At 58.2% G+C, this 12,791-nt stretch carries 11 protein-coding genes and 1 pseudogene; 5 read left to right on the top strand and 7 right to left on the bottom strand.

What is annotated here, in order from left to right:
• Window positions 1–11: 11 nt before the first annotated feature.
• Window positions 12–380 carry a hydrogenase expression/formation C-terminal domain-containing protein gene (locus BBTA_RS37490; protein WP_049795539.1) on the bottom strand — a complete coding sequence of 123 codons (369 nt, stop codon included), beginning with the start codon at window positions 378–380 and terminating at the stop codon, window positions 12–14.
• Window positions 381–725: 345 nt separating this feature from the next.
• On the opposite strand from BBTA_RS37490, the gene BBTA_RS37485 reads away from it, so the two are divergent.
• Window positions 726–1,124, top strand: a complete 399-nt coding sequence (locus BBTA_RS37485; RefSeq protein ID WP_011931017.1) for a copper-binding protein — start codon at window positions 726–728, stop codon at window positions 1,122–1,124.
• A 268-nt stretch (window positions 1,125–1,392) separates the two neighbouring features.
• On the opposite strand, the gene BBTA_RS37480 is transcribed toward BBTA_RS37485, so the two are convergent.
• From BBTA_RS37480 to BBTA_RS39570, 3 genes are all read right to left on the bottom strand, one after another.
• Window positions 1,393–2,673 carry an MFS transporter gene (locus tag BBTA_RS37480; protein ID WP_011931016.1) on the bottom strand — a complete coding sequence of 427 codons (1,281 nt, stop codon included), beginning with the start codon at window positions 2,671–2,673 and terminating at the stop codon, window positions 1,393–1,395.
• Between the two features lie 1,052 nt (window positions 2,674–3,725).
• Window positions 3,726–4,262: a hypothetical protein gene (locus tag BBTA_RS37475; RefSeq protein ID WP_011931013.1), complete on the bottom strand. Its 537-nt coding sequence runs from the start codon at window positions 4,260–4,262 to the stop codon at window positions 3,726–3,728.
• Window positions 4,263–4,445: 183 nt separating this feature from the next.
• On the bottom strand, window positions 4,446–4,697 hold the full coding sequence (locus BBTA_RS39570; protein WP_011931012.1) for a hypothetical protein: 252 nt from the start codon (window positions 4,695–4,697) through the stop codon (window positions 4,446–4,448).
• A 1,587-nt stretch (window positions 4,698–6,284) separates the two neighbouring features.
• On the opposite strand from BBTA_RS39570, the gene BBTA_RS41070 reads away from it, so the two are divergent.
• Window positions 6,285–6,452 (top strand): hypothetical protein, encoded by a 168-nt coding sequence (locus BBTA_RS41070; protein ID WP_168167963.1) that lies wholly within the window; start codon window positions 6,285–6,287, stop codon window positions 6,450–6,452.
• Between the two features lie 28 nt (window positions 6,453–6,480).
• On the top strand, window positions 6,481–6,690 hold the full coding sequence (locus tag BBTA_RS37465) for a hypothetical protein (protein ID WP_041751818.1): 210 nt from the start codon (window positions 6,481–6,483) through the stop codon (window positions 6,688–6,690).
• A 152-nt stretch (window positions 6,691–6,842) separates the two neighbouring features.
• Here BBTA_RS37465 and BBTA_RS41565 read toward each other — a convergent pair whose 3' ends face one another.
• Entirely contained in the window at window positions 6,843–7,511 is a 669-nt protein-coding gene (locus tag BBTA_RS41565; protein ID WP_049795538.1) for a Spy/CpxP family protein refolding chaperone, read from the bottom strand.
• A 542-nt stretch (window positions 7,512–8,053) separates the two neighbouring features.
• On the opposite strand from BBTA_RS41565, the gene glgA reads away from it, so the two are divergent.
• A complete protein-coding gene (gene glgA, locus BBTA_RS37455) occupies window positions 8,054–9,601 on the top strand; it encodes a glycogen synthase GlgA (protein WP_011931008.1) in 1,548 nt (515 codons plus the stop codon).
• A 344-nt stretch (window positions 9,602–9,945) separates the two neighbouring features.
• Window positions 9,946–11,229, top strand: a complete 1,284-nt coding sequence (locus BBTA_RS37450) for an IS701 family transposase (protein ID WP_011931007.1) — start codon at window positions 9,946–9,948, stop codon at window positions 11,227–11,229.
• A gap of 740 nt (window positions 11,230–11,969) precedes the next feature.
• On the opposite strand, the gene BBTA_RS39555 is transcribed toward BBTA_RS37450, so the two are convergent.
• Both BBTA_RS39555 and BBTA_RS41190 read right to left on the bottom strand, forming a co-directional pair.
• Window positions 11,970–12,500, bottom strand: coding sequence for a hypothetical protein (locus BBTA_RS39555; RefSeq protein ID WP_201767774.1), 531 nt, complete (start codon window positions 12,498–12,500; stop codon window positions 11,970–11,972).
• Window positions 12,497–12,755: pseudogene (locus BBTA_RS41190) on the bottom strand (efflux RND transporter permease subunit); the annotation flags it as partial. The pseudogene BBTA_RS41190 and the gene BBTA_RS39555, both read right to left, overlap by 4 nt.
• Between the last annotated feature and the right edge of the window lie 36 nt (window positions 12,756–12,791).

Raw genomic sequence — 12,791 nt, 5'->3', positions numbered from 1 at the left:
TTATGTTATTATTAGATCGAGCCGTGAACTCCCACCGTTGCAAGCCGCATTCGTAGGTCTTCGACGGAGTCGCGTATCTCGACATCCCCAGACTTCAACAGCTCGGGGACCCGTGCGACCTCGATGAACTCGCCGATGACGTCGCCCGCGGTGTTGCGTTGGGTCATCCACCATACGCCGTACGTGCGCGTTTCTTGGAAAATGCACGAGCCTACGCCGCGTACCGTCGCATGGACTTCGCCTTCCCCGAGAAAGTCCCGAATCTTATGAAGACCATCAGCGGGCAGTGGCAATCGTCTTAGGTCGATGCGATTCGTTTCTCCGGTCGCGAGCAGGCTCTCCAATTTCGCGAGGATCTCAGCGAACAGCGCACGGATCATTGCCTCAGCTGCAGAAGTCACGTGTCCAGCCATCGGTTAGGAGCGCATCTTCGGCCATCCGCTGATGGATCTTCAACGAAGCCAAGTAACAATACATTATTAACTAGCTCCAAAATAGCCCTGTTCGAACTCTGACTCCAGAGTCGAGCATCGAATTGATGAATGTGTAAGCAAGAAGCTGCAATTTTTTGGTTTTAGCTCTTTTATTGCTATGAAATGTAGCGCCAAAATTACTCGACTTTGAATGTCGTGCATCGCTAACTTGTGTGGGCGTTAACAGAAGCTACGCGTGCAGCAGTTGCACCGCTAGTTTAAGCGTCGTTCGAAGCCAGATCTGAGGGGTCAATGTTCAAGGGCTTTATTGCAATAGTCGCGACACTTTCGATCATATCTGCGGAATTTCTGGTATCCAACCGCGCGGAGGCCGGTGCGTCGAACAGTGCGCCTTCAAAGTACGGAACTCCCGAGCACACTGCCCGCATGTTGGCGGCCCGACGAGTTCTTCAACCAAACTCCCTGCAGACTGCTTGGGTCAGCGCCCAAGTGAAGAAGATAAACGTTCTCGCTCAGAGAATCGAGGTCTCTCATGTGGCAGTCAAGAGCATCCGCATGCCCGCGATGACAATGACCCTCGCCGTCAATGACTCGGCGTTGCTTGCCACACTTAAACCGGGCTACCAGCTCGACATCGAAGTGGCCAATATCGCCGGAGCCGCTACCGTAGTCAATTTCCGCCAGCATTGAACGTTATCGGTCGCCGCCGGGCGATATTGCAGTCAGCGAATTTTTAGTCTAGGTCGCGTCGACATGACGGTCTCATTTTTTATGTGTACAAACGACCTTTCCCGGGTTCGCTTAGTGGAATCGGCTAAGTTTGCACGCTAAGCGCACGGGTCTATTTCGTGCTGTACTCGCCATTCAAGTCGAACTTCGGTACCAGCGGAGCTCGAATTTCTTATGGGCAAATTACGAAATCCGTTGAACGCAAATCACGCGCTATTTGGCCATTCGTTTAAGCACCATCCTTTTGATTTTCTGAACCTGCCCGGATGTTCGATCGGACAATGCGATCACGGGGCATCAACAGGCGCGGCAGGCCAATGCTGGCACCCGCGCCCGCCAGTGCCATCAGTGCAGCGGAACTGAAGACTGCATTTGGCAGGATCAATGCATCGAACAGCAGTCCGCCGGCAGTCGAGCCGAGTGCCTGCCCGAGGCTCGCAGCCGCCGTTACGCGGCCGAGATCGGCTCCTCGGGTACCGTTGGACCCGAGAGGCACCCAATACGTCACAATTGGATACACGAGGCCGGCGCCTGCAGCAACGACTGCAATCCCGACGGAGGTAAGCACATAGCTGCTGGCCAACGGGATCGCGATGAGGCCTGCGGTTAAAGCAATCAGGCCGGGGGTCAAAAACCAGCGCGTTGTTTGTGGTTTGATTAGCGGCGAAAACACAATTGCTTGAACAAACAGCATCACCAAACCGCACTCGGCGAACATCGCGCCTAGTTGCCAGGCATCCATGCGAAGAACCTGTTTGCCTCGCAACAGCAGCCCGACGTCGAACGCGCTGACCGCGGCGGTCGTGACAAACATAAGGCCGCATAGACGTAGCACGAGCTCGCGATCACCCGGTGCAGATGCCGCAAAGGCCATTTCACTATCTTTTCTCTGCGCTGTCGCAGGCACCAAGCCTTGTATCGCCAACGCTGCCGCCAACGCAACACTCACCGCCGCGACAACGGGCGAAGTGAACCTCCCAGCAATTGCCTCGGCAAAGCGTGCCTGCAGAATCATGCCGCCTACCGTCGGCCCAGCAAATGACCCAGCCGCGCCTGCGACGTTGATCAAGGCAAAACGGTGCGCCCGCCACTCATCGGAGGGCGCGTGATCGCAAACGAGGGCATAGGCCGCTGGCGCGACCGCCGCCGCGAACAGACCGGCGAGAAAGCGTCCCACGTAGAGCAACGGCAGGCTGTCCGCGAGCACGAAGATACCCAACGTGATTGCAAAACCGACCAATCCCGTGACGATGACCGGGCGCCGTCCGCGCTGGTCCGAAACCCTGCCCCAAGCCGGCGCGAACAGAAAAATAGCGAGCGCATAGACCCCCGCCAGGAATCCTGTATGCCGCGAAAGGGTCGTGGCGTCCGCAGTCATCGCGAGACGCTCGATGACGAAGGGCAAGATCGGCATCACAATGCCATAGCCGACGGCGACCGCGAATATTCCGAGGAGCAGGGCAAACCTTGCGCGGATCGAAAGGGGTTGAAGGCGCACTTGTTCGGTCACATCAGCGCCTCTCGCGTCGTATCGCGGAGCGCGCCTCCGGCCGTTTGAGAGTGGACGAGCATGACGACCTCGGCGCGATAGCCTGCCCGACCATTGACCAGCGCAGTCGCTCTCAATGATGGACTCCCTAAACTGTCGGGAGTCGGCTGTAACCGATTGAAGTAGCCATGAGCGTAGAATCCGCCCCAGACGGCTACCGTCCATTTTGATAATTCTTGCGCGGCTTGCAAGACCAGAATTGCGGCATTCGGATCGACGGACTAGTCGCGGAGGTCAAAAATTGATGTAGGTCAAGCTCACTATCTCGCTTCAATATAGCATGACTGGTACACTGATGAAGGGAAATAAGAATAACATGTTGGACCGTCGCCAGCTTCTCGGATCGTCCACGGTCCTTGCCGCAGTCAGTACCGTCGGAGGGACGGTATTAGCCCAAGGATCAGATCCCACTTCGTCTGCCATGCCGGGAATGTCGGCGATTACCATGACGCGGGAAGGTTGCATAGAAGTGTGCCTCAAATCCCATCGTGTGTGCATCGAGACCGCACGGTACTGTACCGAAATGGGAGGAAGTCATGTAACGGCGGCGCATATGGCCCTCCTGCTCGATTGCGCGGAAATGTGTCAGACCACAGCTAATTCCTTGCTCCGCTTTTCGCCGCAGCACGGGGTTATTTGCGGAGCATGTGCCCAATTATGTGAGGCCTGCGCCGAGGATTGCGAAGCGATCGCCGGTGACGATCGGATGGCGCGTTGCGCTGCGACATGTCGCGACTGCGCGCAGGATTGCCGTGGAATGGTCAACATGAAGCTATGAGTTGAAAGCAATCGCAAGGACGACCAGGCTGCGCGTTGCCTCATTTAGCAGGCAACCGCAACTTTGACGGCTAGGCGCTATGTATCGTCGGTTCGGAAGGCAGGTTGGTTAGCCTCTTCCCGTCCCGCCCTCTCCGGCCGGGAAGACCCAGCCCCCCGTCGGGATTGTCCTTTTGAGCCGGTGCAGCATCACGGACGGGGGCATACCATTGGGGCAGGAGGGACTCTACCCCGCCTCACTTTGAGTGCGTAACGGTGGAGAGTTGCCGCAGATAGTCGCCAATCATGATTGTTGTCGGCACCAAAACTTCGATGTGATTTAGGCTTTGAGCGGCTACTCGCGTCGCGAGACGCACCAGCTCGTCATCATGAGTTTTCGTTCCGGCTTCGATCAGGTCATTCATCAGGGACGTGATCTGAACGTGCTCGTTCTCAAGTTCTGGCATCGCAGCACGCGTGCGGCTGGCCATCGTAATAGCCGGTTCCATATCCTTCGAGAGATCGCCATTTGCTATGCGCGGCAGCAGGCCCAGAGGAGGCAGTACAAACGCTTCCTCCTTGGCGTAATGTGCATTCAGGGCAGCCAATGCTTTTGACGCAGTGGCCCCGACCGGGTTTTCGTGCTTCGAGTAGGAAGATAGGCGGGAGACAATCTGGTCGTGTTGCAGACGAATGGATTGCGGAATGGCGAAAGAAGCCTCCTGTGCGCTTACCATTGTTATCGGTGCAACCATCAACAAGGAAGCGAATAAGGCAGATTTGACGGATTTCATCTCGACTTCCTCCAATCATAGTTACAAGACTGCGTCTCTATTCAAGCAATTAGGCTTCTTAAACGGCGACAACGATTTCGTTTCTATCTCGCTACAGCTGCATTGGTCGTCATGCTTGGATGGCTCTACATGCAAACGCGGACGGACTTGGTCCCACCGGCATCCAGCACGCGTCCCCTGATCTTAGCGCGGGACATTGGTGAGATTGCTGTTGTGGGCGCCGCCTGCGGAAGCAGCCGGAGGAACGCCCTGGCCGATCGGATTCAAAAACGGATTTTTGCTGGGCTGCGTTGCTACCGTCGTGCGCGAAGCAGCAGACCCGGAGCCAACGACGCCGTTGTGTGGCTGGTTCGCGTTGATGCCCTGCGTGCCCTGCGCAAGGACCGAGGAAGCGAATACAAGCGGAGCGATCAGTAAGAATCTAAGCGTGAGCATTGAACGCCTCCATCCGCCAACCAGAATTACGACTTCGACATCATTTCCGTGACAATATTAGACTACTTTTGATCAGCCTCAGACCTGACCGGCCCCGTATTCGCGTCCAACGTCATGCCTTGCGCGACAAACGAAACACCAGCGTTCGACTGTAACATCACCAAGTCAGTCTTCTCTTTGGCCATGTAAGTGATCCAAAAATAATAAAACGGTATCTCCCCTGACCCCACCGATTGGAACGCGAGAACGATCTGCACATGTGCCACATTATTCCCGGAATAACTCGCTGCCAGAATAGAAAATCGACAGGTGCCGTCCGGATTACGGTGAGGGCACGAGTAGTGCCATTCGTAAACGACTGCTGCAGTCGAAAATGGGTGCGGTTGCCGCACAGAAGTCTGGGCGACAAGTGATCCGTTGGCAATTGTGCCCGAAACGCACAACACAAATGCGAGGAGATATCGGCCCGATCCGGCAACTGGCCCGACTTGTGCCAAGATCGTCTTCCTGATGGCCAAAACGTGCCCACTTAGCCTTCTCCGCCGACAGATCGATCTTCGATCATCCATGGTCATTGAACGTACTCAGGTTTATTGTAGACTCCGCAGCGCTTCACCGCTGCGCCGGAAAACTCTTGCCGCCCTTGTATGCGATCATTTGTGAGGCCCATGCCGCTGCTCCGAGGCCCAATCGTTATCCAATCCGCTCTAACGAAAAGGCTGTACTCTGTGATATCGGGAGCCTGGTCATTCGGCTGAGCCACTGAAAACGATATTCCAAGAGTTTTGATCATCGTTGATCTGGATCAATTAGTTCTGGAATACGTGATCGAATGGGTATGAAAATCGACTCGAAGAGCGAACGCATAATTCCGTCTATATCGCAGGCATCATCCGGCTTAGAGCCAGGAGAGGAGCCGTGCACCGGACGCGGGTCGCGATCGTTCCGTGCGAGTGTTCGAACAGATCGGATCGCCGCAGCCGACCGTGCAACGTTGATGAGAGACGCGACTCTCCTCACTCAAATTGTTCGACCTATTGATATGGCTCGGATTGGCTGAGGAGAGGGGCCGAGGTGCCGTCGCTGGAATGATTGGAATTGAAGCTGGCGTAGTCTCCGAGGTGATCAACCTCGAAACATCCGGCCGTCAGGCTCGATTTATTCACGGTCGAACCAAGTCGCGGTCGAACCAAGAAGGCCGGCTCGCGGAGGCACTACGTCCCTGCCACAACCGACCCGGCCGCGGCGCCGACGCTCTGGAGGTCGATCCTGGCGACGAATACTCCATGACCTTTTCAAGGCTCTAGTTCCCGGCCTCTACGTTTACTGCGCGCGACACCAATGGTTGCCGCGGATATTGCCAACGGCAGGTATGGATTGATCCTGGTCGAGCCCAAGGCGGGCCTTCCTCCGGTCGACCACAACATTTTTACATCATAAACGGCGAACTCTATATAGAGGCTTCGTTCCGTCTGCATGGAAATTCAGCGTCGAGAAGCGGCGGACAGAACTTGGAGCGGCAACCCTCGTCGATCACGGCCTTGGTCGGCGCGAAACATGGCATCGATGTACTGGCGTAGCCCTCGCTTGCTCGGCGAGCTGCAACAGACGCCGCAGCGTCTCGCCGGTTCTTCGGTTCTTGGAATTGGACCGCTCGCCGCGCTGGGCGTCCTCGGCAAGGAGCTGACGCAGGTGCAGGATCTCGATTTCCTGGTAGCGCCTTTGCAGCCATGTCCAAGCTGGCAGCGTCCGTAAGACGGATTGGGCGTTGGCTGGTCCTTCCGTGGCGGTGCCTCAGCTCACTTCCGGCATCTTGCTGCCCTCGGCGGCGACAGCGTTCATCAGATCGTTCCAGGACTTAACGAAGGATGCGGCACCCCTCATCTTGCAGGCGAGCGCGAGCGAAGCGGGCAAGGACCGCTTCGCAGTCGCCGCGGTCGAGTGCGAGGACGACGCCGGCCTCGCCATGATCGGCGAAGGCCTTGTTCGCTAAGCCATCACGACGCCGAGCCTCTTGTCGGTGACTGCGACGTCCCAGTGGGCGATGAATGATCGACGAGGTCCTCACTGGCTTCGACCCGCTGCTCGATCAAGACGCTACAAAAGGAGCCTCACGACCAACTCGCGTAGGCCCAGATCGGGTTGCTATTTTCCCATATTCATCTGCTTGGGCGGAGCTGAGGTGGACGAGGCACCTGCGCCAGGCATGGGTGCCAAGCCCAACACCACTTTTCGCTGATCGGCCGTAAGGCTCTTTGCTGCGTCGCCGACGGATCGAATGAAAGATAATCTCTGGTCCGCATTCACTTTTTCGATTTCCCTTACCTTTGCCTCGATCGCAACCGCATCTGGCTGCTCTGCCGCGGTCAAGAGCCACAGCGCCTGTTCCGCTTCGTCAATCTTGCGCTGTTGGTTCGACTGCTCGACCAAGGCCCTTTGCTTTATGTCGTTAAGGCTTGTCCTCTGCTCAGTCGAGAGGCCGAGTTTATCCGCATACTCCAGATAGAAACCGGTCGCACCGACGTGATAGATATGGGACGCGCCGGGAAAACCAGGAAGGTTGGTTTGCATCGACATCCCGGAAGCGGCAGCCGAGCCGGCACCGGGCGACTGCCCCATCGATCCCATGCAGCAGCCGCTTTCCATGCCACCAAGCGGGCTGCCACCCATTCCGGCGGACGGGTTGCCGGACGTGGCGCCCATGCCCGGCATGGGATTGGGTTGGGCGGCGGGCCCCATCGAACCCATCTCTTTCATGTCGTCCATCATGGCGGTTTTCAATGATTGCGCGGCCAGCGCGCCGGAATTGATCATCACCAGTGACGAAACCAGACAGGCTGCAGCTAATGCGGGCCAACAGCGGAGACGGGGCGGCTCAGTCGATCGGATTAGATTCATGATAATTCTCCTTGCAATACAATGATAGCTCGGATTCTCGCCCGCAGGCTTGATGCAGATCAAGTCTTTGCATCAATTCAAGTGCCCCACGCCGCTCGTAACTTTAGACCGTAAGAATTCGGCCAGTTAGGCGTCTTTCAATGCATCCTGCAGAATTAGGATGATCAGCGCCCGAACTTCCGCTCACCTGACGCCAGTAGCAAAATGGAGGCTTGGCACATGTATCTCATTCCGGGGCGAACACCTTGCGCGCTTCAGACGCGGCGCGCCAAAGACTACCACGAAGCATAATATCGCTTTGAATGCTGATTTATTGATCTACCGCAACGACTCCCAGCTGCCAATATGCTGTAAATTCTGACAGGAGGCTTTTGCCCCTGGATGGTCAAATCACCTCGATTGCCGGAGCTAGTCAGCAGCGCTTTCATTTCAGGGGCTAAATCGTAGCGAGTGTGCCGATGCATCAATCTCCACAGCCTCATGCATATCCGAAAATTGCCAAGCTGACCGTCGTCTCCCGGAACGGGTTCGGGCGGGACGAACAATCGTCGGGGGCGGCAAACTCTGAACAATCGAAGATTCTTTACGTCACTTCCGAAATGGCCGATTTCGTCAAAGTTGGAGGACTCGGCGATGTCTCTTCAGCCCTTCCGCGGGCCTTGCGCGGGTACCACGACGTCAGAGTTCTGTTGCCTGGCTATCGCGAGGTTCTCGCGCGGCACAAAGAACTCTCTGTCGTGGCCCGTCTACCTGCCGAGTCAGGTCTGCCGGCTTGCGATCTCGGCCGGCTAGAAATGCCGGATGGGCTCGTGGTTTACGTTATTCTCTGCCCTGAGCTCTATGATCGGGACGGGTCACCTTACGGTGACGCTTCAGGTGTGGACTGGCCTGACAACGATGTTCGCTTTGCCCGGCTCGGTCTCGCGGCGGCGGAGCTTACGGGTGGCCTGGGCGACCTGTCCTGGCGGCCCGATCTCCTGCACCTCAACGATTGGCCCTCGGCTCTCGCGGCAGCCTTTCTCAATTGGCGCGGCATTTCTACGCCGACGATCCTCACCATTCACAATCTCGCCTACCAAGGTCTCTTCGGGGCCGCGCGGTTGCCGGCACTGGGGATTCCCGAGGCTTCATTCCAGATCGATGGCGTGGAATTTTACGGCAAGCTGTCTTTCCTAAAGGCCGGCATTTACTACGCTTCGCATGTGACGACGGTCAGCTCGACCTATGCACAGGAGATTACAACGCCCGAGCTTGGATGCGGCCTTGACGGACTTCTGCGAGTGCGGTCGAGTCAGGGACGGCTGACCGGCATCCTTAATGGGATCGACGAAACCTGGGGCCCTCACGGCCTCCCCACGAGCCAGCATCCTGTGGGTCCTTTCGTTAACCGCGACTGGGCTGGCAAGCCTTCCAATGCGGAGCACGTTCGCCAAGCGTTCGGGCTCGCGGTTTCCCGCGGTCCGTTGTTTGCGGTGGTGTCACGTCTGGTCCATCAGAAGGGCATCGATCTCACCATCCAGGCAACCGAGACCATTCTGCGTGAGGGAGGACAGCTTGTCATCACGGGCCGCGGAGAAGCGCGTTTTGAAATGGCGTTGCAGGAGCTTGCGGTACGGCATCCGGGCAATGTCGGGGTCAGGATTGGCTTTGAAGAAGGCGAAGCTCGTCAAATGTTTGCAGGAAGCGATTTCCTGTTGATGCCCTCCCGCTTCGAGCCGTGCGGCCTGAGCCAGATGTATGCGCAGAGTTTCGGGACACTGCCGGTTGCGTCAAAGACTGGCGGATTGGCTGACACGGTGGAAGACGGCGTGACAGGCTTCCTGTTTGAGGAGACTTCGCTCGCCGAAATGTTGGGTGCGCTCTATCGGGCAGTGGACATTTATGCGTCGCCCCAAAAGCTGAAAACGATGCGCCGTGCCGCGATGCAGCGCCGCTTCGGATGGGACCGATCGGCCCGGCAGTATTGCGGCCTTTATGGAAGGGCTGTCGCGAACGCAACAGGCTGAGGAAGATCAGTCCGCAAAGTCGCCGCCGTTCATCGAAATGCAGCGAGCAGGCCCGCCGACCTGAAATGGTCCGGCAGTTCATTGCTACAGCACCAAAGACCGCGGACCGGTGTCTGCGCGAATGGTGTTCAGTCGCTGATCGGATCTTATCCTCTCGATTGTCGCAATCTCACTTTGATGCGGCTGGGCGGCCGCGTGAGCGTCCGTCATGCCTGGCAGGCCTCCTCGAATAAGTGTTGGACCATTGCTTGATCGAGTAATCTTACTGAGTCATTCGGTCGCGCCCACGGGGGCGGAGAATCAAATATTTGAAGAGATTCACAGTTTGGCATGCGGAGGGCCAGATGGATCTCAATCAGGGTGAAGGCAGCGAGGCACGGTTTACGGCGTATGTAGCGGGGCTTGGAAGTGTGATCGGTCAGGCAGTGCGGATGAGGCCACTGCGTGACTATTGCACCGGCTTGATGCTGCCGGGTGAACGCAAGAGCGTCGAGCCGATGGCGGCGCGCACGGCCCCGGCGCGGACGGCAGCCCAGCACCAATCACTGCTGCATTTTGTTGGTAACGCGACCTGGCCGGACGCTGACGTGCTTGCCAAGGTCCGCGAGATCGTGCTGCCCGCGGTTGAGAGGAGCGGGCCGATCGAGGCGTGGATCATCGACGACACGTCATTCCCCAAGCAAGGCAAGCATTCGGTCGGCGTTCACCACCAATATTGCGGTCAGCTCGGCAAGCAGGCCAACTGCCAGGTGGCAGTGTCTCTATCGATCGCCAACCATGCCGCCAGTCTTCCGGTGGCTTATCGGCTGTATCTGCCGGAAACCTGGGCGAAGGATCGTGCGCGCCGGAAGAAGGCGGGCGTTCCGAAGGAGATCAAGTTCCGGACCAAACCGGAGATCGCGCTGGAGCAGATACGCTGGGCTTGCGAAGCCGGCTTGCCGCGCGGCGTCGGATTGATGGACACGGCCTACGGCAACGACTCGCGGCTACGCGCGGGCATGACGGCCTTGGGCGTGCTCTACGTGGCCAGCATCTTGCCGAACACATTGATGTGGCGACCCGGCACCGGCCCGCGGCGCAAGGACAGGCCGCTGAACAATACCGGCCGACGCGACGAACCCGATCTGGTTTCGGCCAAGGAAGTGATGCTTGCTCTACCGAAGCAGGCCTGGCGCACGGTGACGTGGCGGGAAGGCTCGGCCGACCGGCTATCCTCGCGCTTTGCACGTGTGCGCGTCCGTGTCGGATACAACAAGCTGATCCCCGAGAAGCTGTCGCCGGAATGGCTGCTGATCGAATGGCCAGAGGGTGAAGCAGAGCCCACCAAATACTGGCTTGCCACGCTGTCGGAGACCATCAGCTTCGAGCGGCTCGTTGATCTCGCCAAGCTGCGTTGGCGCATCGAGCGTGACTATCAGGAACTCAAGCAAGAGGTCGGGCTCGGTCACTACGAGGGTCGCGGCTGGCGAGGCTTCCATCACCACGCAACTCTGTGCATCGCAGCCTACGGCTTCCTGATCGCCGAGCAGGCGACGATTCCCCCCTCAGGACCTCGTTCCGCCGCGCCAGTCCCGGTACCTCCCTTACCCGACGATTATCGACCCAGAGGCTCCGCCCGCGCGGCCTGAACGCCACGTCCCGAACTCGATCGCAACCATGCGCGCCCGATTAATCCGCGCACTGATCAAAACCTTACCGCGATGTCCATGCTGCGGCGCCGGCGCAGCATCCAGCAGATGGCGACGTCCGTGACGCAGTAGGAGTAAAGCGCGCTACATCCAAGATGCGTGCATCAACATGACCCGAAGATCATTGTCTGCCTTGTAATTCAATCAAGCGGCGAAAGATTCGTTCGACAGATTGCCGTCGAGAATTCTAGCGCAGGCTCGGACGTCTCATTCGACGCGGCGGGTACACCTCGCTTCGCAAGCATTCGGTCTCCTCTTCGAGTTCTCAAGCGAGTTATTCCCGGGGCTTATCCTAAGAAACGGCGTTTTCGGAGCGAGTCGAACTTTTTTTGAACCTAAATGAGGTGGCCCAACGTGCCTCGCAAGACGTCGGCCGTGTGCATTCGCCTCGTTGCGAAGCTGTCCGGCCTTCTTCAAGGCTATATTTCGTTCTGGACCGGGTGGCATCTTGCGGGCGGCTTCAAGCGCTTCGTCAGCACTCGCCTCGCGATCATGCGCCGCATGAGGCCGTTCTGCTCGTCTATCGCCGATCATCTACCTCTACCGCCTTGAACAAACATTGCAACGTGCCTCGTTTAGCCAGAAAACAAACATTCATCGGACAAATAAGAGGGGGCAGCGATCGGGAAAGAAGACATTTGGACTCCTTAGCACATCCGCACATCCGTTCCGCGAGGCAGTCATGCCGTTCGCCGGTCTCCTGCACGCCGGTTCCTTTCACCGCGAGTTCTTGGTGACCGCGGCACGAACCTCCCGCCGTTCCACCGATACGATCCGCTCGATCGCCCGCCGAACACTTCGATCACCAGCGCTCCGCCGTCGGAGCCCATCTTCAGATCCCGAGCGTAGGTGCTGAACACCGGGCGATAGCGGCGGTTCGCTTCCACGTAGATTTCGTGAAGGCAGCCGTCCGCGTTGCAAACGGCCGCACGATTGGTACAGGCGAACTCCTGGAAGTGGAGGGACCTGAGCAGCCGACCTCCGGCCACAGTCGACGTCGAAAAGTAGTGACCGGCAGCCGCCGCGTTGCCGCAGGCACGCTCGCGCGCGGTAACGGCGCGGCGGATATCGGCCGGTAGCCCGCCGACGTGCTCGGTTGCCAAGGGGTTCATGCTTTCCAGGCTGCCGCGCGCGGCAGGTTCGCCCACGTCAAGGCCAAGGGCGAGACGCATTCCGAGCCCGACGGACAAGGGAGCACTGCGGCCGCTCACGGCAGGCTCTCCTCGACGCCGGCGGGAACGGAGGCGTTCTTCCGGAGCAGCACATAGAGCGTCCGCAGCACCATCGGCGTCAGCATGGTCGACGAGATGATGCCCCCGATGACGACGATCGCGAGAGGCCGCTGAACTTCGCCGCCAGCGCCAGTCGTGAGCGCCATCGGCACGAAGCCGAGCGACGCGACGAGCGTCTTCATCAGCGACCGAACGCAAGCGCGTCTGAGCATCTTCATGGACCGCCTCGAAGACCGTTTTGCCCTGGACTGCAAAGTGGAGCAGCGGCAA

Source organism: Bradyrhizobium sp. BTAi1 (assembly GCF_000015165.1).
In the GTDB taxonomy this organism is placed as follows: domain Bacteria; phylum Pseudomonadota; class Alphaproteobacteria; order Rhizobiales; family Xanthobacteraceae; genus Bradyrhizobium; species Bradyrhizobium denitrificans.
Note: the sequence above shows the minus strand (reverse complement) of the source record. Positions and strands in the feature narration are given on the sequence as shown.

Coding starts and splice junctions, on each gene's coding strand:
- BBTA_RS37450 (WP_011931007.1), top strand. CDS start 9,946: ATGGATCTCAATCAGGGTGAAGGCAGCGAGGCACGGTTTACGGCGTAT.
- BBTA_RS37475 (WP_011931013.1), bottom strand. CDS start 4,262: ATGAAATCCGTCAAATCTGCCTTATTCGCTTCCTTGTTGATGGTTGCA.
- BBTA_RS37485 (WP_011931017.1), top strand. CDS start 726: ATGTTCAAGGGCTTTATTGCAATAGTCGCGACACTTTCGATCATATCT.
- glgA (WP_011931008.1), top strand. CDS start 8,054: ATGCATCAATCTCCACAGCCTCATGCATATCCGAAAATTGCCAAGCTG.
- BBTA_RS39570 (WP_011931012.1), bottom strand. CDS start 4,697: ATGCTCACGCTTAGATTCTTACTGATCGCTCCGCTTGTATTCGCTTCC.
- BBTA_RS41565 (WP_049795538.1), bottom strand. CDS start 7,511: ATGATCAATTCCGGCGCGCTGGCCGCGCAATCATTGAAAACCGCCATG.
- BBTA_RS37490 (WP_049795539.1), bottom strand. CDS start 380: ATGATCCGTGCGCTGTTCGCTGAGATCCTCGCGAAATTGGAGAGCCTG.